The sequence below is a fragment of the Streptomyces sp. NPDC052042 genome (assembly GCF_044548345.1).
Lineage (GTDB): Bacteria > Actinomycetota > Actinomycetes > Streptomycetales > Streptomycetaceae > Streptomyces.
Genome location: NZ_JBIUBU010000003.1, coordinates 460,637 through 484,157, shown reverse-complemented (window position 1 = coordinate 484,157; position 23,521 = coordinate 460,637). Strand labels below are relative to the sequence as shown.

The window sequence follows — 23,521 nt, the reverse complement described above, 5'->3', positions numbered from 1 at the left end:
ACAAACGGCCGTCACACAGCGTACCAGTCCCCCGTGCGGGGGACGCACGCCGGTGACGGCCGCGGGTCCGGCGGGGGTCAGCCGGTGAGCGAGCGGATCGAGTGGTAGAGGTCGAAGACGGCGAGGCACAGGGGCATCAGCGTCAGCAGCACACACGCTTCGGCGATCTCCAGAAAGCGCCCCCAGAAGGGGGTGACGCCCTTGCGCGGCACGATCAGCCCGATGGCGATGACCAGGGCGGCGGCACCCGCGACGGCGGCGGCGAGCCAGATCGTGCGGATGTCGAGCGCGGTGCCGTCGCCGGCAAGGGCCTCGCGCAGCACGGCGGTCGGCGGATTGAGGGCCAGACCGACCCCCAGGAGCACCAGTGAGCCGAGTCCCGCCGCCAGGACGCAACCGACCTGGGCGGTGTAGCGGAACAGATGGGACCGCATCAGCATGGCGATCCCGGTGGCGAGCGCCAGCAACTGGCCCCAGCCGTTGTCCGAGAATCCCAGGAGGGTCGAGGCGCCCACGGCCACCAGCGCGCATCCGCCGACCAGACCGACGAGCAGTTCGTGGCCGCGTCGCGCCTGGACGGCGATGCGGTCGGCGTCGACCGGGCCCTGCGGTTCCGGTTCGGACGCCCCGTAGTCACCGACGGTGGTGCGGGGCGGTTCAAAGCCGATCGGGAGGCGCGCGAAACGGGTGGAGAGCCCCGGCAGGAAGGCGAGCACCCCCACGGAGAGCGGGGCGCACACCGCGGCCGCCTCGACCGATTCCATCCCTGTCAGGATCTCGACGAAGGTCACCAGCAGGCCGATGGCGGCGGCGAACACGAACGCGACGAAGGGGCCGTCCCCGCTCGGGGCGGCGATCATGAGAATGACCGACACCACCAGGACGGCGGCGCAGGCGAGCAGGAACTGGAGCCTGCCGACGCCCTGTCCCCCGCCGGGCGGCAGCAGCCCGGCACCGGCGACTGCGGCGTTCGCCAGCGCGCCGATGCCCAGGGCCATGGCCGATCCCCGGTCGTCGTACACCCGCGCGCGTACGCAGGCGAGCGCGAGGGAGAGCACGCCGACGACGGCGGCCAGGATGCCCGGCAGGCCGTGCGTGTCGTGGCGGGGAGCGGAGGCCCACAGCACGAAACCGAGCAGGACCAGCAGGAGCGACCCGCCGAAGAGTCCGGCCCCGCGCATGAGGCCGTCCCCCCAGAGCGCGCGGTCCCGGACCACGGCGGTGGCGACGGCGTCCGAGACATCGTCGAAGACCGCAGGGGGGAGCGACTCGGAGAAGGGCCGCAGGGACAGCAGTTCGCCGTCGAGGACGCGCTGGCCGATCAGGGTGCGCCCGCCGTCGAGGACGGTGCCGTCGCGGCGCACCAGGTGATAGCCGACCGGGGCGCCCGGAGCGGGGCTCTGTCCCGACAGCCGGAGGATCTCCGGGTAGAGATCGGCTACGGGCATGTCCTCGGGCAGCGCCACGTCGACGCGGCTGTCGGGCGCGACGACCGTGACCCGGCAGAATCCGGTTCCTTTGCCGGCCGGAACTCCGGGGCCCGTCCGGCCCTGTCCGGTGGCCGCCGTCTGGGCCGTCATGGTCACCTGCTGCTCCCCCTCGTCATCGAACTGATCCGCCCCGGGGCCGCGGGCCTCGCTCGCGCCCCGAATGACCGTTTCCTTGCGGTAGTCGGCGGATGCTCACGCGCATCGCGACACCTTATCGCTCCTGGGTGATCGGTACGCCAGTAGGATCCTGCCGCGGATGGAGTCCGTCGCCACGGGGGCGCCGATACGAACAGCTCTGTCCGTCAAGGGAATTGGTGATCCGTGAGTCAGATCGTCGTCAAGCGCCCACCGCGGGTACTGCCTTCGGAAGTGCCGGACGAGCAGGTGCAGTTGCAACCTCCGCCCGAGCTTCCTCGCGGTCAGCAGGAGGGGGTGATGATGCAACTGCTGCCGATGCTCGGCATGGGCGGTTCCGTCGTCTTCTTCTTCATGACGCCGAACCCGGTCATGCGGATCATGGGCGTCATCATGATCGCATCGACGGTCGCCATGACCATCGCGATGGTCGTCCGCTTCCGGCGGGGCGCCCAGGGGCAGCTCGCCGACATGCGGCGGGACTATCTCAAATACCTCACGCAGACCAGACGCGCCGTTCTCCGGACGGCCCACGAGCAGCGCGACGCGCAGTTCTATCTCCACCCGTCCCCCGAGCAGTTGTGGGCGCTCGTCGCCGAGGGCAGCCGGGTCTGGGAGCGCCGCGTCGGCGACGCCGACTTCGCGCAGGTACGCGTCGGTCTGGGCACCCAGGAACTCGCCACGCCCCTCGTCGCGCCCGAGACCGCACCGGTCGACGAGTTGGAGCCGTTGACCGCCGGGGCGATGCAGCAGTTCCTGAACGCCCACGGCTCGGTGGACGGCCTTCCGATGGCGATCTCGCTGCGGGCCTTCTACCACCTGACCGTCAGCGGCGAGGCGGAGTCCGTCCGCTCCACGGCCCGGGCGATGCTCTGTTCGCTGGCCTCACTGCACTCCCCCGAGGACCTGGTCATCGCGCTCGCGACGACCGAGGACGCCGCTCCGCACTGGGAATGGGCGAAGTGGCTTCCGCACGTCCAGGCGCCAAGCCTCGTCGACGGTGCCGGAAGCCGCCGCCTGATCACCACCGATGTCGCGGAGCTGGAGGAGATGCTCGCGGGCCGGCTCGACGGGCGGCCGCGCTTCCAGCCCGATGGCCAGCCGCTCATGGACCAGCCCCATATCGTCGTCCTGCTGGACGGCCCGTCCGTATCGCCGGTGTCGGCTCTCGCCGCGGCGGAGGGCCTCCAGGGCGTGACGGTCGTCGAGGTGGTACCGGGTGAGGTGAACGGAGCGCGCGGCGGCCTGTCGATCGTGGTCCGCCCCCATGCACTGCGGCTGGAGTCCGGGCACGGTCTGGTCTACGACGGCCTTCCCGACCTGCTCGGCCAGGAGGCCGCCGAAGCACTGGCGCGCCAACTGGCGCCGCTCCGGGTGGCGTCGGGCGGGGACGACGACGAACCGCTGCTCGCCAACCTTGAGTTCACCGATCTGCTGAACCTCGGTGACGCGGCCTCGATCGATGTCGGCAGGACCTGGCGGTCCCGCTCCCAGGCGGAGCGGCTGCGGGTCCCGATCGGCGTCGGCGAGAACGGCGGCCCCGTGATGCTGGACCTCAAGGAAGCGGCCCAGGAGGGCATGGGGCCGCACGGACTGTGCGTCGGTGCCACCGGTTCCGGGAAGTCCGAGCTGTTGCGCACGCTGGTCCTCGGCCTCGCCGTCACCCACACCTCGGAGACGCTGAACTTCGTTCTCGCGGACTTCAAGGGCGGTGCCACCTTCGCCGGCATGGCGCAGATGCCCCATGTCGCCGCGGTGATCACCAACCTCGCGGACGATCTGACGCTGGTGGACCGCATGGGTGACTCCATCAGCGGTGAACTCAACCGCCGGCAGGAGATGCTGCGCGACGCGGGCAACTACGCCAACATCCACGACTACGAGAAGGCGCGCGCGGCAGGCGCCCCGCTGCAGCCGATTCCGTCCCTCGTCCTGGTCATCGACGAGTTCAGTGAACTGCTCACCGCCAAGCCCGACTTCATCGAGATGTTCGTGCAGATCGGGCGCATCGGCCGTTCCCTGGGCGTCCACTTGCTGCTGGCCTCGCAGCGCCTGGAGGAGGGCCGGCTGCGCGGTCTGGAGACCTACCTGTCCTACCGGGTCGGTCTGCGCACGTTCTCGGAGAGCGAGTCCCGCGCGGCACTGGGCGTGCCCGACGCCTACCACCTGCCCAACGTCCCCGGATCCGGCTATCTGAAGTACGGCACGGACGAGATGGTGCGGTTCAAGGCCGCGTACGTCTCCGGGGTGTACCGATCCGGTCCCCAGGCGGCCGCGTCCCCCGGTCCTCTGCCGGTCGACCGCGCACCGGTGGTGTTCTCGGCGGCCCCGGTGCCGGTGCGGTACGTGCGGCCGGCCGCGCGGACCGCGGCGCCCTCACCGGAGGCGGCCGCGTCCGAGGACGACGCGCTGGCGGACACGGTGCTCGACGTGATCGTGCGCCGGCTGGAGGGCCGGGGTGCCGCCGCGCATCAGGTGTGGCTCCCTCCGCTGGACAACCCGCCGACGCTGGACGAACTCCTGCCGGGGCTCTCCGCGGTCGAGGGCCGGGGTCTGACCCAGCCCGGATTCGAGGGTTCGGGCCGCCTCGTCGTACCGCTCGGCGTGGTCGACAAGCCGTACGAGCAGCGGCGTGACACGCTCTACCGGGACTTCTCCGGCGCGGCGGGCCACATGCAGATCACCGGCGGTCCGCAGTCCGGCAAGTCCACGCTGCTGCGCACCCTCATCGCGGGCTTCGCGCTGACGCACACGCCGCAGGAGGTCCAGTTCTACGGGCTCGACTTCGGTGGTGGCGGCATGGCGTCGGTCTCCGGTCTGCCGCACGTCGGCGGAATCGCCTCCCGGCTCGACCCGGAGCGGGTGCGGCGCACGGTTTCCGAGGTGTACGGGATCCTGACGCGGCGCGAGGAGTACTTCCGCAGCGCGGGCATCGACTCCATCGCCACCTTCCGCAGGCTGCGGGCGCGCGGCGAGATCTCGGTGGCGGACCAGCCGTGGGGCGACGTGTTCCTGGTCATCGACGGCTGGGGCAACTTCCGTTCGGACTACGAGGGTCTGGAGCCGGCGGTGCTGGACATCGCTGCTCGCGGCCTCGGGTACGGCATCCACCTGGTCGTCACGGCGTCGCGTTCCATGGAGGTGCGGGCCAACCTCAAGGACCACCTGATGAACCGGCTCGAACTGCGGCTCGGTGACGTCATGGACTCCGAGCTGGACCGCAAGGCCGCGGTCAACGTGCCCGCCGGTGTGCCCGGTCGTGGCCTCACTCCGGAAAAGCTGCACTTCATGGCGGCGGTACCGCGGATCGACGGCATCAACTCCGACAGCGACCTCTCCGAGGCGACGGCGGCCATGAACCAGGAGGTCGCCCGGCACTGGACTGCGGCTCCCGCCCCGGCCGTCCGGCTCCTGCCCCGCCAGCTCCCGGTGCACGAACTGCCCGCGGGCCACGCGCATCCGGAGCGGGGCATCGCGTTCGGTATCGACGAGAACAACCTGGAGCCGGTCTTCCTCGACTTCGAGCGCGACCCGTTCTTCCTGGTGTTCGGCGAGAGCGAGTCCGGCAAGTCCAACCTGCTGCGACTGCTCATCAAGCAGCTGAGCGAGCGGTACGACGGGAGCACCTGCAAGTTCTTCGTCATCGACAACCGGCGAGCGCTCCTGGACGTCACCCCGCCGACGCACCTGGCGGAGTACGTTCCCATGTCCAACAACATGGAGCACCACGTGGACGCGCTGTACAACCTCATGAAGCGCCGTACGCCGTCGCCCGACGTCACGGCGCGGGAGTTGCGCGAGCGCAGTTGGTGGAGCGGCCCGACGGTGTACGTGGTCGTCGACGACTACGACCTGGTCTCCACGTCCAGTGGGAACCCGCTGGCCGGCCTCACGGAGCTGCTGCCGTTCTCCCGTGACGTCGGCGTCCGCTTCATCATCGCCCGGAGCACGGCGGGGGTCGGACGTGCCGTGTACGAGTCGTTCATGCAGCGCATCCTGGAGCTGGGCGCGCAGGGCCTGATGCTCTCGGGCGACCCCAACGAGGGGGACGTCCTCGGCAACGTGCGACCGCGCCCGATGCCTCCGGGGCGGGGGATCTTCGTCACACGGCGGCGGGGGAACCCGCTGGTGCAGTCCGGGCTCATGGCCCAGGAGCGGTAGCGGGGCAGAGGGCCCGGCACGGCGCCGTGTCGGGCCCGGCGTCCGGAAAACAGGTCGGGGTGGGCACCTCCCGTGTGTGCCCACCCCGACCTGATTTCCGCCGGCCTACTCGAAGTTGGCCCGCGCCCGCTTGTCCCCCGCCTGGTAGGCGGTGCCGGCATCGCGCACCTTGCGAGAGATCTCGCTCAGAGCGGCCTGGATCGCGCGGGCGTCCTCGTCCCATCCGCGCTGAGCGTCGTCGTAGGCGCTCTTAGCCTCGCCCACCCAGAGCTCGGACACGTTGGCGATCATCCGCTTGATGGACTCGAGGTCCTCCTGGAGCTGCTTGCTCTGTCGGTCAATGGCACCGGCCGCGAGATCGAGGCTGGCGTAAGTGACAACCATCGTGCCGTCGTTGTTCGACATGCGGTCCTCCCGTTATCTGGGCTTGGTTCGAAGGGCTCGTGCGCGGTGCGGCCGCGCGACTGGGTCAGAAGTCGTTGAGGTTCGAGGTCTTGGCCGTCGCGGCCGTGTCGCCCGAGTAGCCGCTGACCACGTCGACGCCCAGGAGAGCCTGCCGGATCTCGTCCTCGGTGTTGCCCGAAATGGTGCGGGCCGCCTTGATGGCCTCCTGGTACCTGAGGAGCCGACGGGCGATGCTGACCATCCTCCGGTTGATCTGTTCCTGCTTCGTGTTGAAGGCGCCGGCACCGATTCCCCTCCAGGCGCCTTCCAGGCTGTCGATCGTCCCCTGCAACGTCTTCAACTGGCCCTTCACGGAGTCGAAGCGCGTGGAGAGCTCGCCCTCCAGCTTGAGGAGAGCGGCATCCGAGAGTTTCTGATCGGCCATGTTCTCGGCCTTCCTTTCTGGTGCTCTTGTCGGATCCGGCATCACTCGCCGGAGATCTCGCCGGTGGGTTCGGGTGAAGCGTGCGGCCGGCCGGACAGGGCGGGGCTCTACGGGCCAAGGCGAAGGCCCCGCCGCCGAGTGCGGTGACCGCTGCCGCTCCGCCGAGGATCAGGCCCGGTCGACCGCCGTCGTCCTTCTCCTGGCAGGAGCCTGCCACGACGGTGCCGTCGGCCTCCTCGTTCTCGGCGGGCTGTGACGAAGCTGATGCGGACGAGGTGGGAGAGGTCGATGAGCTGGGCGCCTTCCCTCGGTGAGGAGGCCGGCGCCCGGGTCGCCGGGGCCGCCCTTGCCCTTGAGGAGGTCCATCGCGGGACGGATGAGACCGTGACCGGGTCGCACGCGGAGCCGGTCGATCCGGCCGATGGTCTTCCGACGGTCCTTCTCAACCTTCACGGCCGCAACGCACCCCAGGTCATCGCCGCTCCGCTTCGGGGGCGCGGCGGCCGAACCCCCGGGCGTCGCCGACACCATGTCGACGCGCCCCCGGACTTCTCCAACGCGCCGACACGACGCCGGAGACCGCCCGCATCTCTCCCGTCACCCGGATCGGCCACGGCCGCCCTCCCCCGTTTCCCCGTTCGCCCAGACCGCTGTTCGTTGCTATCGCACCGCGTGAACGGGTCCGGCCCCACCGCATCACTCTATCCACCGGCTACGGGTGGACCAACTCACTTGTGCCGCATGTGACTTCCTCGCCGCCTTCACTCGCGCGACGGCTGTCAGGCGCGCCCCGGCCCTGCCGCACTCCCGGATCGCCGCCGGGAGTCGCGCAACGCGACGGCGGCTCCGGCTATCGCGGCGACCAGTACCGCCCCGCCCGCCACCACATACGTCGCCAGGCGCGCGTTGCGTTCGTCCGCCGTCTCGCCGAGGGCGAGTTCGGCCGGTTCCGGCGCCCGGCCCTTGCTCACCCCCTCAGCCGCCACCGGGCGTTCGATGGGTTTGTCGTCCTCCGTCAGGGCTCGCACGGGGTCGACGACACCCCAGCCCACCAGCCGGTCGTGGCCCGCGACCGAGCGTTCCGCGGTCTGCTGTATCTGGGCGACGATCTGTTGCCGCGTCCATCCCGGGTGCTTGGCCTTGATGAGGGCGGCGACCCCCGAGACGTACGGAGCCGAGAAGCTGGTGCCGTTGTCGGCGCAGTGACCGCCGCCCGGCACCGTTGTGATCATGTCCACCCCGGGAGCGGCCACGCCCACGAACTCGCCGGACTGGGAGAAGGCCGCCCGCTCGTTGTTGCGGTCCGACGAGGCCACGGCCAGGACGCCGTCGTACGAGGCCGGGTAGGTCTCCTTGACGTTGCCGTCCAGCCCGTCGTTGCCGGCGGAGGCGACGATCACGATCTCCTTGGCCAGGGCGGCGTCCACCGCCTGCTTCAGCACCTCCGCGGGCTTCACCGCGTTGGCCGTGTCCTGGGAGATGTTGATCACGTTCGCCTGGGCGACATCGGCCGCGTAGCGGATGGAGGCGGCCAGCGTCTCGGCCGTTCCGTTGCCCTCGGCGTCGTTCTGCTGGATCGGAATGATCGTCGCCTCCGGGGCCAGGCCCGTGAAACCGGTGCCCTCGGCCTCGCGCGCGGCGATGATCCCGGCGACCTTGGTGCCGTGGCCGACCGTGTCCGTGGTGCCGTTCTCCTTACCGCGCGCGATCTTGTTCCCGTGCTCGTCCTTGAGGTCCTTCGGCAGGAAGTTGCGGCCGCCGCCGACGTCCACGGCCCCCTTGAGCTGAGGATGTCCGACGTCCACACCGGTATCGATGACGGCCACCCGGACCCCCTTGCCCCTGGACTGCTTCCACAACTCGTCCATCAGAACGCGCTGCAGGGACCAGGGGCGGCCCGCGTACTTCTTCGAGGGATAGGTGCACTGGGTGGAGTCGTCCGCGGCCGCGGACGGTACCGGCAGCGCGGCGAGGAGGACGGCGGTGGCGGCCGCGGCCGTCAGCGGGCGCCGGCGGGCGGCGTGGTGGTTCGGCATACGGGCGCGCTCCTTCAGGAACCCTGCGGCTGACGGGCCGCGGCGGTCGACAGGCGCGGTCCGGTGGGCAGGAACGAGGACCAGGCCGCCGGAACGGGCGCGGGCTCGACGTCCTTGTACCCGAGCCGGTTCTGCGCCTGCTGCGCCTCCTGCAGGCGCTGGGCCTTCTCCTCCTTCGAGCCCGATTCACCGATGCCGGAGTCGTCCCGCACGCTGTCGCCGTTGGACTGCATGGCGTAGCGCAGCCCGGTGTCGGTGACCAGGAAGAGCGGGCCGGAGTCGACCCCGGCCCCCTTGAACTGCCGGAAGAGCTGGCCGGAACCGGGGGTCACATAGGCGCTGCTGGAGCCGGTGGGCAGCGTCGCGGGGAACTCTCCGCCCGCCCATGTGCTGAGCGTGCTGGCCCCGTCCTTCTTGGAGACGCCGCGCAGGACGTTGCACACGGTGTTGCGGCTTCCGGCCGCGGCGCTCGCGGAGTTGACCGGCACCGGCTCGCTCGTGGGCCAGTCCTTCTCCTGCCAGAACGCCTCACCGGGCTCGAACGCCCCGGCGCTGACGGACCTCTCCTTGCCGTCCTGGCCGAGCCCCACCAGGGCCCGGCTGCTGAGCAGCAGCTTCGCGACGAAGTCCGATACCGGAGCGACCCGGTCGGGCAGGACCACGTAGCGCTGGGTCCTGGTGCCGGCTGTCGCCGCGAGGACCATGCCCACCTTGTTCACCCCGGGCTCCAGCTTCCCCGCGACGCCCGCGTCGCTGCCGGGCACTCCGGGAACGGTCGGGAAGTCGACCGCGTCCCCGATGTGCAGGGTGTCCAGCCACGCGGCGGAGACCCGCTGGGGTGCGCGGCCGTCGCCGATCAGGGTGCGCAGCAGCAGTTCGTCCTTCTTCACCTGGTACGCCGTGCCGCCCGCGTCCACGATGTAGCGGGTGCGGTCCGGCCCCGGCCCCTCGACGTACATCAGCTCGCCGCCGTGCAGCCGTCCCTCGCCGTCGGTCTTCTCCCACTCGCGCTCCGCGAGGACGAATGCCGCCCTCTGGATGGCTCTGCCGCCCTCACCGGGCCGCTCGCAGACGGCCCATCGCTTCTTCGAGCCGGCTTCCGCCCCTTCGGGCAGCCGGTCCGGCGCGTACGGGATGCCGAGGGTGGCGCCGTGCGGGATCTTGCCGCTGTCGAGGACCGATTCGTCGACGTTGATGACCTTGCCCTTGTCCGGGGCGAGGAGGAGCTTGGCGCTGGACATGTTCAGCACCGGGTGCAGCTGTACCTTTCCGTCGGTCTTCAACACCACGTAGCGCGTGGTGGACTTGCTGGCGATGATGACGTTCTCGTAGGGGGTGTCCCACTTCTGGGGGGCCACCGGTTTGAACATCCCCCAGGCTCCGAACGCCGCGAGGATCACAACGCCGACGATCGTCCCGGGCACCACCGCGCGCAGGGGGCGGGGCGCACCCTCTTCCGAACCACTCGGGCTGGGTTGCAGGAACTGTGCGATCAGCCTCCGCTTCGCGAAGGTGTAGGCGTTGAGTTCGTCCCGCCTCGATGCCATCTGTCCGCTGCCTCTTTCCCCAGTGGGCGACCAGGCTCCCACACACGCCCTTGCCACCGTCGTCGATCGGGCTCCCTACTATGCCTGTTGGCATTCGACCGTCGCTGCTCAGGTAGGGTGATCGACCGGTCAACACCCGTGAAGAGAAACGGCAAACAGGGATACGAGGGGGCAAAAAAAGCGATGGGGGCGATGACGCGCGAGCGGCCGGGACGGTCCACCCATCGAGCGTCCAGCTCTTCCCGTCGGCAACGTGGTGGTGAGCCGGAGGGGCCGGCAGCCGCCTCATCGGTGAACGCTCCCGCGGCGACGACCCTGCGGTCGATGTCGCGGACCGGGCGCACCGGTCCCGTGCTGCGGCGCCTGGTACTCATCGAAGCGGCCTTGGTGATCGTCGCGGTGGGCGCCGTGCTCGGTGGTTTCTGGTTGGTGCCCGCGATCGCGGGCGCCTGCCCGCTCGTGCTTCTCGCCCTGGTGCGCCGTCGCGGCCACGCCGTGCAGGACTGGCTCTCGACGGCGCTCTTCCTGCGTGGTCGCCGGCGCGGGGCCAGGGCCGTCGCCGCGGACGCGGAGCCGCAGCTCGCGCCGGTGGCGGAGAACGTGCCGGGCTTCGCTCCGTACATCCACGTCGACCGGAACCGCCGCACGGTGGGCATGGTCGGGGACGGCACGTTCCTGACCGCGGTCGTACGGGTCGAGACCAGTGGTGAATCGCTCCGGCCGGCGCAGGGGGCGCGAGCGCTCCCGCTGTCCCTGCTGGGCGATGCCCTTTCGATGGACGACATCGTGCTGGAGTCCGCGCAGCTCGTGCAGCAGGTGCGTCCCGCTCCCGCGCAGCATCTGCCGCAGCAGGCGGCGGCACGGCTCTCCTACACGCCGCTCCAGGAGCAGACCGGGGCGCCCGCGCTGCGTCTGACCTGGGTGGCTCTGAAGCTGAACCCCGAACTGTGCCGGGACGCCATCGAGGCGCGCGGAGGCGGAGTGGGCGGCGCTCAGCGCTGTCTGGTCCGGGCCGCGGACCATGTGGCGAGCAGGATCACGGGCGCCGGATTCCGCGCCACGGTGCTGGACCAGGAGGAGTTGCACTCCGCCATGGCGACATCCGCGTGTGCCGACCCCATCCTCTCGGCCCGCGCCGGACGCCCGGATGCCGCGCCGCGGCGGAGGACGTCGGAGACGGCGCGGGTCTGGCGGTGCGACGACCGCTGGCACACCGTCTATGCGGTGGACCACTGGCCCGAGTTGGGCCGGGGGGCGACTCCGCTGCCCCGTCTCGTCTCGTTGTTGACCTCGGTCCCCGCGTACGCGACGACCTTCAGCCTGACGGTGCGCCGGGGCGACTACCGGGGCGATGTGTCCGTGTCCGGCCACATTCGCGTCACCGGTGGCTCGGATACCGAACTGGTCAGGGTGCGCAGGACGTTGGAGCAGGCCGCACGGCACGCCAAGGTGCGTCTGCTGCGGTTGGACCGCGAGCAGTTGCCGGGCGTGCTGGCGACGCTCCCGTTGGGAGGCGCACGGTGAGGCATCGCACCGAGCCGAGGCGGGGACTGCGTGGTCCGCGCCATGCGGGGCACACCCTGGCCGCCGAGCACCTGGGCGCGCTCTCGCTGCCGGTCGGTGACGACGGCGTGATCATCGGCACCGACTCCGAGGGGCGTGCGCAAGTCATCGGGTTCCACCGCCCGGTGCCGTACGACGTCCTGTTGATCGGCGGTCTGTGGACCGCGCAGGTGCTGGCGCTGCGTGCGGCGGCCACGGGGGCGCGGGTGGCGGTCGAGACCGGACGCCCCCAGGCATGGACCACCTTGGCGCAGGCCGCGGGTGCCGGCCTGGAGTGCGTCTCGCTCCACGACGTGGGCCGGGTTCCGCCGACCGGCGCGACCGTGGGCAGCCCGGTGGTGGTGGTGCGGGACTGCGGTATGCGACCGCCCCGTGGCCGGGTGGTGTCCTCGCCGTGGCAGTCGGTGTTGACGTTGCTGCCCTACCTCAGCCCCGTGGCACCTCGGTTGATGCGGTCGTCGACGCTCGTCGGCATCCAGCAGGTCTCGCCCGCGGAGGCGGAGCAGATCGGGCGGATCCTGGGCCTCACCCAGGCCGAGAGCGAGGCCCTGCCCACCCTGGCGAACGGTGTGACGCTCTGGGTCGGCGGCCGTGAACGCCACTGGGTGATGACCAGTGCGACGGAGGTCGAGAGCGGACTGCTGGGCACGGCTCGCCGGATGGACTGAATACGTCGGGTTCGCGCCCCCGGGTCCGCCGCTTGCGGACAGTATGGCCGGGGAACAACACGGTTCGATCGAAGGGACGCCGACATGGGCACCCAGCAGGAGAAGGAAGAACTCTACGCGCTCGACATCTCGGGGGTCGAGTGGCTGTGCGCGCCGGGAACCGAGACCGCCGAGGAGCGGGTCGAGATCGCGCATCTGCCGGGCGGCGCGGTGGCCATGCGCTCCTCGCTGGACCCGGGGACCGTTCTGCGGTACACGGAGGCCGAGTGGCGTGCCTTCGTACTGGGCGCACGGGACGGTGAATTCGACCTCAAGTAGGCGATGACCAGGTGAGAGGGTGGCTGTCCGGACACGGCGGCCACCCTTTCGCCGCATCCGGGCGGCTACCCGGCCCGTCGGCTCCGGTTTCCGTCCGCCGTGCACGGGACGGCGAACGCGTCGGCCGGTGCGCATACGCGCTGTTCGGCATTCCGTCAGCAGTTGTATGGCTTTGGCTGTTTCAGCCTTCACACTGAGTTGTTTCCGGCCCGCTTGTGGGCCCATTCGTTACGTACGGGACAGCTCTTGCGGTGCCGTACGGCCTGACGGAGCGGGCCCCTCGACGATTAGGGTGGGTCCGGGCACGGCAGAGGAGCCTGCGGGCAGGCGATGCGTGTCCCAGGGGGAGAGCCGGGCGCTCGGCAGAACGGAAACGGTCGCCCCCACCCATCAATGCACAAGGGTGCTCGACCACACCAGGAGGCAAAGTGAACGGCGATCGGGACGGGATCCGCGAGGGCTGGAACAAGCCCGTCGACGAGTCGTCCGACGCGGAGCCCGCCGAGATGACGGGTGAGTTCACCATCGACTACACCCCGCCCGCCTGGTACACGCAGAACTCGGGGGATTCGTCGGGCGACGCCGGTACGCATCTGGCGCCGCCTCCGCCGCCCAGCGGGGCACCGCTCGCCGTGCCCCCGCCACCGCCCGGGAGCGATTTCGACCACGGCTGGGCTCCGGGGTCGCCGACGCCGCCCCCGCCGGGCCCGGCCCAGGAAGCCGAATCCGCCCGCCCCGCGGCGGATGACGCCGCGGCAGCCGCCGCGCAGGGACCGCAGGCGGGTTCGGCGGCGGGGGACGCGGGCTCGACGGCGGACCCGTCCGGCCGCGGGGACGTGGAGAGCGGCGCGACGATGCGGTTCTCCCCCGCCTCGTTGAAGCGGGAGATCTCCGAACGCGAAGCGGCGTCGAAGCGTGCGGAGGAGGACGGTCCGGGCTCGGGTTCCGGTTCCTCCGTGGGCGCCGACACGGATGCCGGCGGGACGGGCCCGAGCGAGGGCACCGCCGCGGGAGCCTACTCCGCGCCGGAGGCGGAGGCGGCCGGTGGCGCCGGTGCCGACACGGGCGCGGGAACCGGTGCGAGCAAGCCCGTCGCCGCTGCCGCGGCGTCACCCGACGACGCGGGCGGCACCGGGGGCCCTGCCACCGGCGTCGTCCCCGAGACACCGCAGGGCTCCGCGCCCTCGGACGCCGCCCCGGACGCGGCAGCCCAGGGCTCGCCGCCCGCCGCCGTTCCCCAGGACACGCCGCCCGGCCCCTGGGCGCCCGCGCAGCCGCAGGGCGGCCTGCCGCCGCTGCCGCCCGCCTTCCAGCCCGCCGCGCCGCAGCCCGGCATGCCTCCGCCGGCGCCGCAGTGGCCCGCCCAGGGCCCCGGTGGTTACGGCTTCCCGCAGGCCGGCGGCCCGCAGACACCGCAGCCGCAGCAGGGCAGTTACGGGTTCCCGCAGCAGCCCGGCCCCGTCGCGCCCGGGGCACCGGCGCAGCCGTTGCCCGCGCAGGGGGGTTATGGATTCCCGCAGCAGCCGCAGGCACCTCACGCACCCCAGGCACCGCTGCCTGCCCCGGCGCCGCTGCCGCCCCAGGCACCGCTGCCGCATCAGACGGCTCCCCACGCATCCCCGGCGCCCCAGTGGCCCGCGCAGCAGGGCGCCCCCCTGCCCGCACAGGCCGCTCCGCAGCAGCCTGCCCAGCCCCAGTCGGCCCAGCAGCCGCCGCAGCAGGAACAGCCGGCCCAACTGCCCCAGGACCGGCATGGCCAGGAGCAGCCGGGGCAGGCCCAGGGACAGCAGCCGCAGCCCGTCGACCCGCGCACCGGGGCCGCTTGGCCGTCCCCGATCACCCACGACCAGCGCGAGCGTTCCGTGCCCGGCGCCCCGCTCGGGTACACGGCGGCGGTGGAGCTCTCCTCCGACCGGCTGGTCCGGGGCAAGCAGAAGGCGAAGAGCAGCCGCGCCCCGTCCGCCGCGTCCCGCTTCAAGCTGGGCGGAAAGAAGGAGGAGGCCGAGCGGCAGCGCAAGCTCGAACTGATCCGCACGCCGGTGCTGTCCTGCTACCGGATCGCGGTCATCAGCCTCAAGGGCGGCGTCGGCAAGACCACGACGACCACGGCCCTCGGCGCGACCCTGGCGACCGAACGGCAGGACAAGATCCTCGCCATCGACGCCAACCCGGACGCGGGCACGCTCGGCCGCCGGGTGCGCAGGGAGACCGGGGCCACCATCCGCGACCTGGTCCAGGCGATCCCGTACCTCAACTCGTACATGGACATCCGCCGCTTCACCTCGCAAGCGCCCTCCGGTCTGGAGATCATTGCCAACGACGTGGACCCGGCGGTCTCCACGACGTTCAACGACGAGGACTACCGGCGCGTGCTCGACGTGCTGGGCAGGCAGTACCCGATCATCCTCACCGACTCGGGCACCGGTCTGCTCTACAGCGCGATGCGCGGAGTGCTGGACCTCGCCGATCAGTTGATCATCATCTCGACCCCGTCGGTCGACGGCGCGTCCAGCGCGTCCACCACCCTGGACTGGCTTTCGGCGCACGGGTACGCGGAGCTCGTCCAGCGCTCCATCACCGTCATCTCGGGGGTCCGTGAGACCGGAAAGATGATCAAGGTCGAGGACATCGTGCAGCACTTCGAGACCCGCTGCCGCGGCGTCGTCGTCGTGCCGTTCGACGAGCATCTCGCGACCGGGGCCGAGGTCGACCTCGACATGATGCGTCCCAGGACCCGCGACGCGTACTTCACGCTCTCCGCGATGGTCGCCGAGGACTTCGCGCGCGCCCAGCAGCAGCAGGGGCTCTGGACGGGGAACGGCTCCGCGCCCCCGCCGCAGTACGCGCCGCCGATGCCGGGCGCGCAGCAGTACGCACCGCAGCAGCCGCAACAGCCGTACGGCCAGCCGCAGCAGCAACAGCAACAGCCGTATGGTGCTCAGCCGTCCGGCGGTCAGCCGTACCCTCCGCACCCCGGCCCCGGCATGCAGCAGCACGGCTGGCAGCAGTCGCCCCCGTCCCAGGCGCAGTCCCCGGCGAGCCCCGTCGGTCAGCCCCCGCCGGGCCACCAGCCGCCCGCCGCGCCGAACCCGCCCGCCGTGCCCGATCAGCCTGGTCAGAACGGTCCGGCGCAGGCGGCCGTGCCGCCGCCCGGCTGGCCGCAGCAACCGCCGTCAGCGCCTCAGCAGTAAGGCGACAGAGGTCGAGACCAATGAGGGCCCGCACCGTCCCCACGGTGCGGGCCCTTCGCGTATCACCGCAGCCCACACGCCATTTCGGGGACCGTTGACGCGGCTCGACCACCGCTGATAAACCTTCGCTTCACCAGCTGGCGAACCGTAGATCAACCCGCCTACTCCGTGCGAGTCATGACGCGAGGTCCCTGACCATGGTTGAAAGAGTTCCACCACGCTCCACCCGCCCGCGCAGATGTCGGCGCGTCCTCCTGGCGTCCGGTGCCGCCGCGCTGGCGCTGACCGCTGGTTCCGTCGTCCCCGGCGCACCGCTCGGCGGCGCGGTACAGGAGGCACGGGCCGCCGACGGCACGTCGACGCTGACCGTCGCGGTCGCGCAGAGCGTCGACTCCCTGAGCCCGTTCCTGGCACAGAAGTTGCTCAGCACCAGCGTCAGCCGGCTCATGTACGACTTCCTGACCAACTACGACGCCAAGGACAACCACGCGATCCCCGGCCTCGCCACCGCCTGGGAGCCCTCCGCGGACAAGCTGACCTGGACGTACACCATCCGCTCGGGCACCACGTGGTCGGACGGCAAGCCGGTCACCGCCGAGGACGCGGCCTGGACCTTCAACAAAATCATGACCGACGAGGGCGCCGCACAGGCCAACGGCAGCTTCGTCACCAACTTCAGGAAGGTGACGGCTCCCAGCGCGACGAAGCTGGTGATCGAGCTGAAGGAGCCGCAGGCCACCATGGCCGCGCTCGACGTGCCGATCGTCCCGAAGCACGTCTGGGAGAAGGTCGGCGACTTCTCCAAGTTCAACAACGACACGACGTTCCCCATCGTCGGCAACGGGCCCTTCTTCCTGACCGACTACAAGGTCGACCAGTATGTGAAGCTCAAGGCAAACAAGGACTTCTGGCGCGGGAAGCCGAAGTTCGACGAGCTGGTCTTCAAGACGTACAAGGACCAGGACGCCGCGGTCGCCGCCCTGCGCAAGGGCGAGGTCTCCTTCGTCGCCGGATCCCCCGCGCTGACGCCCGCTCAGGCGACTTCCCTCAAGGGCGACAAGAACATCGAGGTCAATGAGGGCCCCGGCCGCCGCTTCTTCGCCCTGGCCGTCAATCCCGGCGCGCAGACCAAGGACCGCAAGAAGTTCGGCGACGGGAACAAGGCCCTCCTCGACCAGCGGGTGCGCCAGGCCCTCTTCCTGGCCGTCGACCGCAAGACGATCGTGGACAAGGTCTTCCAGGGCCACGCCGTCGAGGGCGAAGGGTACATCCCGCCGCGCTTCTCCGAGTACTTCTGGAAGCCCACCGCCGAGCAGAGTCTGGCGCACGACCCGGCCAGGGCGGCCGAGTTGCTGGACGAGGCGGGCTACCCGCTCAAGGGCGGCAAGCGCGTCGGCCCGGACGGCAAGCCGCTCGACCTGCGCATCCTCTGCCACGCCACGGACCCGAACGACAAGGCCATAGGCAAGTACCTCCAGGAGTGGTGGGGCAAGCTCGGCATCGGTCTCAAGGTCGACTGCCGCGACGACGTCTCCGTGCCCTGGTACGCCGGTGAGTACGACCTCGCCTTCGACGGCTGGTCCGTCAACCCCGACCCGGACTTCGTCCTCGGCATCCACACCTGCGCGGCACTGCCCGTCAAGGCCAAGGAGAGTGCCGCCACCGACAACTTCATCTGCGACAAGACGTTCGACGGGCTCTACCGCAAGCAGTTGGCCGAGTACGACCCGGCCAAGCGCGCGGACCTCGTCAAGCAGATGCAGTCGTGGCTGTACGACTCCGGGTACATGAACGTCATCGCCTACCCGAACGCCATCGAGGCGTACCGCACCGACCAGATCAAGTCCATCACCACCATGCCCGAGGCCGCCGGCAACATCTACGGCCAGGACGGGTACTGGAGTTGGTGGTCGGCCGATCCGGCCGGCGGCGAGGGCGCGCACGGGGCGAGCGGCTCCGGCTCCGGTTCGAGCGCCACCGGCGCCGTGATCGGTGCCGCCGCGCTGATCGTCGTCCTCGCGGGCGGCGGGCTGTTCCTCGCGAAGCGCCGTCGCGCCACGGCGGACGACCGCGAGTAAGTGGGCCCGGCGGTGGGCGGCGCGGTGGCAGGAGCGCGGCCGGGGTGTGTGCGTCGCGGGCGGAGGACCGAGTCGATGCGGAGCACGGTGCTCGACGACGCCGCCGCGAGGTGCGCACCCCGGGCCCGGGACGCCGCGAAGCCTGCTGCCGGACCCTTGGAGCGCACCCCGGACCGGCCGGTCCTCGCCACCGGCCGGTCCCGTGCGGGACGAGAACCGGCACGAGTAACGAGAGTTCCCCATGACAGCTGACAGCACTCCGGCGCTCGTGCGGACAGCGGACGCGGACACCGAAGGCCCGGCCCCGGCCGGTCCGTCGGCCGCTCGCGGTCCACGGGCGCGCGACACCCGGGCCTATCTCCAGTACGTCGCGGCCAAAATCGGCGGCGCGATCGTCTCCCTCTTCGCCGTCCTGGTCACCAGCTTCTTCCTCTTCCGGCTGCTGCCCAGCGACCCGGTCAAGCAGATGACCGGGGGCCGCCGGGTATCCGCCGAACAACTCCAGTCCCTACGCCACCAGTTCGGGCTCGACCAGCCGCTCTGGAAGCAGTTCACCGACTATGTGGGCGACGCTCTGACGGGGGACTTCGGCACCTCGTTCCAGTTCCACACCCCCGTCGTCGACAAGATCACCGAGGCGCTTCCGGCGACGCTGCTGCTCACCGGCACCGCGTACCTCCTCTACACCGCGCTCGGCATCTGGCTGGGCACCCGTACCGCCTGGCGCAACGGTTCCCTCGGCGACCGCTTCAACACCGCGTTCGCACTCACCCTCTACTCGGTCCCGTCGTTCTGGCTGGGCCTGCTCCTGATCATCGTCTTCTCGGTGGGCGTCGGCCCGATCCCCGGCATGTTCCCGACCGGTGGCATGGAGTCGGGCGGCGAGAGCGGGTTCGGGTACGTCCTCGACGTGGCGCACCATCTGGTCCTGCCGGTGATCACCCTGGTCGCGGTCGGCTATGCGCAGACGCTCCTGGTGATGCGCTCCTCGCTGCTCGACGAGATGGGCAGCGACTACCTGACCACGGCCCGTGCGAAGGGGCTGCGCGACGACACCGTGCGCCGCAGGCACGCCGTGCCCAACGCCATGCTGCCGACGTTCACGCTGATGTTCGTGAACCTCGGACACGTGGTCGCCGGGCAGATCCTGGTCGAGACGGTGTTCTCCTGGCCGGGCCTCGGCGGACTCTTCTACCAGGCGCTCAGCGTGCCCGATCTCCCTCTCGTACAAGGGCTGTTCTTCGTCTTCGCCACCGCGGTGATCCTGGCGAACACCCTTGCCGACGTGCTGTATCCGCTGCTCGATCCCCGGGTGGGCCGATGACGACCGAATCCATGCCCACGCCCGCCGGGGCCGGGGCGGCCGAGAACCCGCGGGCCCTGGCATGGGCCCGCAGGCGGCGGTCCGCCGCCCGATTCTGGCGCGAGTACCGGCGCCACCGCGGCGGCCTGTGGGGGCTGGGCGCGCTCGTCCTGATCGCGCTGGTCGCCGTGTTCGCGCCGCAGCTCGTCGGCGCCGGTTCGCAGAGCGTCACCGACGCGCCCGGTGGCGCACTGGAGTCGCCCAGCGGCGCATTCCCGCTCGGCACCGACCAGTTCGGGCGCAGCGTGCTCGCCCTGCTGGTGTGGGGCGCCCGGGTCTCCCTGACGGTCGGCCTGCTCGCCGCGTTCCTCTGCGTCGCCATCGGAACGCTCGTCGGCATCGTCGCGGGGCACTTCCGCGGCTGGTACACCACGGTCCTGATGCGGATCACCGACTGGTTCCTGGTGATGCCGACCCTGGTCCTGGCGATCGCGCTCGCCACCGTGATGGACCGCTCGATGTGGACGGTCATCATCGCGATCGGCGTCACGACCTGGCCGACCACGGCCCGCCTGGTGCGCGCCCAGACCCTGGCCGTGGAGTCCCGCCCGTACATCGAGCGGGCCCGGGCACTGGGCGGCGGCCACGGGCACATCATGCTCCGGCACGTGCTGCCGAACGTCATGCCGCTGGTGCTCGCGCAGACCACTCTGGTGATCTCCAGCGCGATCCTCACCGAGGCCACGCTGGCCTTCCTCGGCCTGAGCGACCCGACGATCACGTCCTGGGGCGGCATGCTCCAGGACGCCCGTGAGGCGGGCGCGGTGAGCGCCGGCCACTGGTGGTACCTGGCCCCGCCCGGCCTCGCCGTCGCCGTCGTCGCCCTGGCGTTCACCCTGTGCGGACGCGCCATCGAGTCCGTGCTCAATCCCAAGCTGGGGGTGTCCCGTTGAGTACGCCGAGTGCCACGAGCAACCGCGGGGCCCCGCTCCTCGACGTCCGGGACCTCACGGTGACGTACCCGGGCGGGGCGCACGCCGTCCGCGGGGTGAACCTCACCGTCGCGGCCGGGCAGAAGCTCGGCATCGCCGGTGAGTCTGGCTGCGGGAAGTCGACGCTGGCGCTCGCGCTGCTGCGTCTGCTGCCCGCCGGGACGAAGGTCACCGGGAAGATCCTGCTGAACGGCGAGGACGTCCTCACCATGAAATGGGGCCGGGTCCGGGCGGTGCGCTGGGCGGGGGCGTCGATCGTCTTCCAGGGCGCCATGCACTCGCTGAACGCGGTGCACCGCATCGGGGACCAGATCGCCGAGCCGATCCTGCTGCACGGCGGGGCGCCCCCGGAAGAAGCGGCCCGGAGAGCCGGCGAACTCCTGGAGCAGGTGGGGCTGCCGGCCGCCCGTGCGAACGCCTACCCCCACGAACTGTCCGGCGGTCAGCGCCAGCGCGTCATGATCGCGATGGCGCTCGCCTGCGACCCGGACCTCGTCGTCGCGGACGAGCCGACGACCGCTCTCGACGTGATGGTCCAGGCCCAGATCCTGCGGCTGATCGAGCGGCTGGTGTCCGAGCAGGACCTCGGCCTGATCATGATCAGCCATGACCTCGCGGTGCTCTCGGACACCTGCGACCGGCTCGCGGTGATGTACGCGGGCCGGGTCGTGGAGGAGGGCCCGGCCTCCGAGGTCCACGGCGACGCGCACCACCCCTACGGCAGGGCCCTGTCCGGCGCCTTTCCGCGGATCGGCGACCCGGCTTCCCGGTTCGCTCCTCGCGGGCTGCCCGGCGATCCGCCGGATCCCTCGGCGCTGCCGGACGGCTGCGCGTTCCGTCCCCGCTGCCCGGTGGCGCGGGACTCCTGCGCGACGCGGGATCCGGAGCTGCGGGAGTCGGGACCGGGGCGGCGGGCCGCCTGCGTGCTCGTGGGGGCCGGGGCGGACGCGGCCCGGCCGGCCGCCGAGGAAGCGAGGAACACACCATGACCAGCACCCTTCCCCTGCTCAGCGCCCAGGCGCTGAAGGTCGTCTTCCCCGGCCGGCGCGGGGCCGACCCGGCGCGCGCCGTGGACGGCGTCGATCTGGACATCCGGCCCGGCGAGATCGTCGCGCTGGTCGGTGAGTCCGGCTGCGGCAAGACCACGCTGGCGCGTTCGCTGCTGGGCCTGGTGCCGCCGACGTCCGGGCAGGTGACCTTCGGCGGGCAGCCGCTCGACTACACGAGCCGGGCGCTGAAGGCGTACCGCAAGCGGGTCCAGCTGGTGCTCCAGGACCCCAGCGGTTCGCTCAACCCGCGGCACACGGTGTACGACGCCGTCGCCGAGGGCCTGCGCATCCACGGGTACGCGGGCGACGAGCGGACGGCGGTCGCGGGCGCGCTGTCGCGGGCCGGGCTGCGGCCGCCGGAGCGGTTCTTCCTGCGCTATCCGCACGAGCTGTCCGGCGGTCAGCGTCAGCGCGTGGTGATCGCGGGCGCCCTGGTGCTGGAGCCGGAACTCCTCGTCGCCGATGAACCGGTGGCCTCGCTGGACGCCTCGGTGCGCGGCGAGATCCTGGCTCTGCTGCTGCGCCTGCGGGACGAGCTGGGCCTGTCGGCCCTGGTGGTCACGCACGACCTCGGGCTGGCGTGGAACATCGCGGACCGGGTCGCGGTGATGTACCTGGGGCGGATCGTGGAGACCGGCGGCGTGGAGCAGATCCTCACGGCCCCCCGGCACCCGTACACCCGGGCGCTGCTCTCGGTGCTGCCGGAGGCCGGGACCGAGCCCGTGGTGCTGACCGGTGAGCCGCCGGACCCGTCCCGGGTGCCGTCCGGCTGCCGGTTCCACGCCCGCTGCCAGGTGCTGGAGTCCGGCGAGGCCGAGCGGGCAGGCGTCGCGGAGGCGTGCCGTACGGAGGAGCTGCCGGTGCTCGCGGGCGGCGGGCGGACGCAGGTGGCGTGCCACTGGGCGAACGCGACCACGACCGCGGGGCCGGGGAAGCGGACCCGGGGGTGACGAGACGGCCCGGGGCCGGGACCGTTCCGGCGGACTCGGCCCCGGGCCCGATCGCGTACGGACGGAGAGGCCCCGGAACGTGTGCGGGCGCACGGGAGGAGGGGCCCCGGGCACGCGTCAAAGGCGCGGAGGAGGGACCGGGGACGCGTAGGGACGGACGGGACGGAAGTCCGGGCGGGGTACGGAACGGGGGGCGGGATCAGCCGCGCTCGTACGCGGACACCAGCTCGCCGCAGCGCTTCACGTCGGCGGCCATCGCGACGAGCAGATCGTCGACCGAGTCGAACTTCCGCATCCCGCGCACATATGCGAGGAAGTCCACCGAGACGTGGAGCCCGTACAGGTCGAGGCCGACGCGGTCGATCGCGTACGCCTCCACCGTGCGCTCCGTGCCGTCGAACTGCGGGTTGGTGCCGACCGAGATCGCGGCGGGCATCGTCTCACCGTCCGCGTTGAGCCAGCCCGCGTAGACGCCGTCGGCGGGGACCGCGGTGTGCGGCAGCGTCTCCACGTTGGCCGTGGGGTAGCCGAGCTCGCGGCCGCGCTGCGCGCCGCGGACCACGATGCCCTCGACCCGGTGCGGCCGGCCCAGGATCTCGGCTGCGCCCGTGACATCGCCGGAGGCGACCAGGCGCCGGGTGAGGGTGGAGGAGAACGGTTCGCCGCCGCCCGCCTCGCCGCTCACGTACAGGTCGACGACCTCGACGCCGAAGTCGTACGTCGCACCGGACTCGGCGAGCAGCTCGACGTTGCCGGCCGCCCGGTGGCCGAAGCGGAAGTTCGGCCCCTCGATGACCAGGCGCGCGTGCAGCTTGTCGACGAGCACCTTCACGATGAAGTCGGCCGGCGCCAGCTTCGAGAACTCGGTGGTGAAGGGCAGGACCAGCACCGCGTCCACACCGAGTTCGGCCATCAGCTCGGCACGCCGGTGGTGCGGGGACAGCAGCGGGGGGTGGCTGCCGGGGCGCACGACCTCGCTGGGGTGCGGGTCGAAGGTGACCACGACCGACGGCACGCCCAGCTCGCGCGCCCGTTCCACGGCACGCCCGATGATGAGCTGGTGTCCACGGTGCACCCCGTCGTAGGAGCCGATGGTGACGACGCTGCGTCCCCAGCCCTCGGGGATGTCCTCCAAGCCTCGCCAGCGTTGCACTGTGACCGCTCCTCGCCCGAACCCGTGTACATGAGATTGCTTTTGCGCAGGTCTAAGA

At 71.4% G+C, this 23,521-nt stretch carries 16 protein-coding genes; 10 read left to right on the top strand and 6 right to left on the bottom strand.

Annotated features, from left to right (window positions below; translation table 11 throughout):
• Positions 1 to 77: 77 nt before the first annotated feature.
• Positions 78 to 1,580 carry a type VII secretion integral membrane protein EccD gene (gene eccD / locus ACIHCL_RS09460; protein WP_399858997.1) on the bottom strand — a complete coding sequence of 501 codons (1,503 nt, stop codon included), beginning with the start codon at positions 1,578 to 1,580 and terminating at the stop codon, positions 78 to 80.
• A 231-nt stretch (positions 1,581 to 1,811) separates the two neighbouring features.
• On the opposite strand from eccD, the gene eccCa reads away from it, so the two are divergent.
• On the top strand, positions 1,812 to 5,786 hold the full coding sequence (eccCa, locus tag ACIHCL_RS09455; protein WP_399858908.1) for a type VII secretion protein EccCa: 3,975 nt from the start codon (positions 1,812 to 1,814) through the stop codon (positions 5,784 to 5,786).
• A gap of 105 nt (positions 5,787 to 5,891) precedes the next feature.
• Here the strand turns inward: eccCa and ACIHCL_RS09450 are convergent, their stop codons facing one another.
• From ACIHCL_RS09450 to eccB, 4 genes are all read right to left on the bottom strand, one after another.
• Positions 5,892 to 6,191, bottom strand: a complete 300-nt coding sequence (locus ACIHCL_RS09450) for a WXG100 family type VII secretion target (protein WP_399858905.1) — start codon at positions 6,189 to 6,191, stop codon at positions 5,892 to 5,894.
• A gap of 64 nt (positions 6,192 to 6,255) precedes the next feature.
• Positions 6,256 to 6,615: a WXG100 family type VII secretion target gene (locus ACIHCL_RS09445; protein WP_399858902.1), complete on the bottom strand. Its 360-nt coding sequence runs from the start codon at positions 6,613 to 6,615 to the stop codon at positions 6,256 to 6,258.
• A gap of 779 nt (positions 6,616 to 7,394) precedes the next feature.
• Positions 7,395 to 8,651 carry a type VII secretion-associated serine protease mycosin gene (gene mycP, locus ACIHCL_RS09440; RefSeq protein ID WP_399858900.1) on the bottom strand — a complete coding sequence of 419 codons (1,257 nt, stop codon included), beginning with the start codon at positions 8,649 to 8,651 and terminating at the stop codon, positions 7,395 to 7,397.
• A gap of 14 nt (positions 8,652 to 8,665) precedes the next feature.
• The gene (eccB, locus tag ACIHCL_RS09435) at positions 8,666 to 10,198 is read right to left on the bottom strand and encodes a type VII secretion protein EccB (protein ID WP_399858898.1); all 1,533 of its coding nucleotides are present in this window, start codon (positions 10,196 to 10,198) and stop codon (positions 8,666 to 8,668) included.
• Between the two features lie 183 nt (positions 10,199 to 10,381).
• Between eccB and eccE the strand changes: the two genes are divergently transcribed.
• The 9 genes from eccE to ACIHCL_RS09390 all read left to right on the top strand — a co-directional run bounded on the left by eccE (position 10,382) and on the right by ACIHCL_RS09390 (position 22,310).
• Complete coding sequence (eccE, locus tag ACIHCL_RS09430) at positions 10,382 to 11,722, top strand: type VII secretion protein EccE (RefSeq protein ID WP_399858896.1); 1,341 nt, start codon at positions 10,382 to 10,384, stop codon at positions 11,720 to 11,722.
• Positions 11,719 to 12,429: a hypothetical protein gene (locus ACIHCL_RS09425; protein WP_399858894.1), complete on the top strand. Its 711-nt coding sequence runs from the start codon at positions 11,719 to 11,721 to the stop codon at positions 12,427 to 12,429. The genes eccE and ACIHCL_RS09425 overlap by 4 nt, the downstream gene beginning before the upstream one ends.
• Before the next feature lie 84 nt (positions 12,430 to 12,513).
• Entirely contained in the window at positions 12,514 to 12,747 is a 234-nt protein-coding gene (locus ACIHCL_RS09420) for a DUF397 domain-containing protein (RefSeq protein ID WP_399858893.1), read from the top strand.
• 428 nt (positions 12,748 to 13,175) lie between these two features.
• On the top strand, positions 13,176 to 15,938 hold the full coding sequence (locus ACIHCL_RS09415; protein ID WP_399858891.1) for an SCO5717 family growth-regulating ATPase: 2,763 nt from the start codon (positions 13,176 to 13,178) through the stop codon (positions 15,936 to 15,938).
• A gap of 197 nt (positions 15,939 to 16,135) precedes the next feature.
• A complete protein-coding gene (locus tag ACIHCL_RS09410; protein WP_399858889.1) occupies positions 16,136 to 18,016 on the top strand; it encodes an ABC transporter substrate-binding protein in 1,881 nt (626 codons plus the stop codon).
• Between the two features lie 241 nt (positions 18,017 to 18,257).
• A complete protein-coding gene (locus ACIHCL_RS09405; RefSeq protein WP_399858887.1) occupies positions 18,258 to 19,340 on the top strand; it encodes an ABC transporter permease in 1,083 nt (360 codons plus the stop codon).
• Positions 19,337 to 20,272 (top strand): ABC transporter permease, encoded by a 936-nt coding sequence (locus ACIHCL_RS09400; protein WP_399858885.1) that lies wholly within the window; start codon positions 19,337 to 19,339, stop codon positions 20,270 to 20,272. Before ACIHCL_RS09405 ends, ACIHCL_RS09400 begins: the two co-directional genes overlap by 4 nt.
• A complete protein-coding gene (locus ACIHCL_RS09395; protein WP_399858883.1) occupies positions 20,269 to 21,300 on the top strand; it encodes an ABC transporter ATP-binding protein in 1,032 nt (343 codons plus the stop codon). The genes ACIHCL_RS09400 and ACIHCL_RS09395 overlap by 4 nt, the downstream gene beginning before the upstream one ends.
• Positions 21,297 to 22,310, top strand: a complete 1,014-nt coding sequence (locus ACIHCL_RS09390; RefSeq protein WP_399858879.1) for an ABC transporter ATP-binding protein — start codon at positions 21,297 to 21,299, stop codon at positions 22,308 to 22,310. Before ACIHCL_RS09395 ends, ACIHCL_RS09390 begins: the two co-directional genes overlap by 4 nt.
• 199 nt (positions 22,311 to 22,509) lie before the next feature.
• On the opposite strand, the gene ACIHCL_RS09385 is transcribed toward ACIHCL_RS09390, so the two are convergent.
• On the bottom strand, positions 22,510 to 23,463 hold the full coding sequence (locus tag ACIHCL_RS09385; RefSeq protein ID WP_399858876.1) for a bifunctional riboflavin kinase/FAD synthetase: 954 nt from the start codon (positions 23,461 to 23,463) through the stop codon (positions 22,510 to 22,512).
• Between the last annotated feature and the right edge of the window lie 58 nt (positions 23,464 to 23,521).

Coding starts and splice junctions, on each gene's coding strand:
- eccD (WP_399858997.1), bottom strand. CDS start 1,580: ATGACGGCCCAGACGGCGGCCACCGGACAGGGCCGGACGGGCCCCGGA.
- ACIHCL_RS09450 (WP_399858905.1), bottom strand. CDS start 6,191: ATGTCGAACAACGACGGCACGATGGTTGTCACTTACGCCAGCCTCGAT.
- ACIHCL_RS09445 (WP_399858902.1), bottom strand. CDS start 6,615: ATGGCCGATCAGAAACTCTCGGATGCCGCTCTCCTCAAGCTGGAGGGC.
- mycP (WP_399858900.1), bottom strand. CDS start 8,651: ATGCCGAACCACCACGCCGCCCGCCGGCGCCCGCTGACGGCCGCGGCC.
- eccB (WP_399858898.1), bottom strand. CDS start 10,198: ATGGCATCGAGGCGGGACGAACTCAACGCCTACACCTTCGCGAAGCGG.
- eccE (WP_399858896.1), top strand. CDS start 10,382: ATGGGGGCGATGACGCGCGAGCGGCCGGGACGGTCCACCCATCGAGCG.
- ACIHCL_RS09420 (WP_399858893.1), top strand. CDS start 12,514: ATGGGCACCCAGCAGGAGAAGGAAGAACTCTACGCGCTCGACATCTCG.
- ACIHCL_RS09410 (WP_399858889.1), top strand. CDS start 16,136: ATGGTTGAAAGAGTTCCACCACGCTCCACCCGCCCGCGCAGATGTCGG.
- ACIHCL_RS09405 (WP_399858887.1), top strand. CDS start 18,258: ATGACAGCTGACAGCACTCCGGCGCTCGTGCGGACAGCGGACGCGGAC.
- ACIHCL_RS09400 (WP_399858885.1), top strand. CDS start 19,337: ATGACGACCGAATCCATGCCCACGCCCGCCGGGGCCGGGGCGGCCGAG.
- ACIHCL_RS09390 (WP_399858879.1), top strand. CDS start 21,297: ATGACCAGCACCCTTCCCCTGCTCAGCGCCCAGGCGCTGAAGGTCGTC.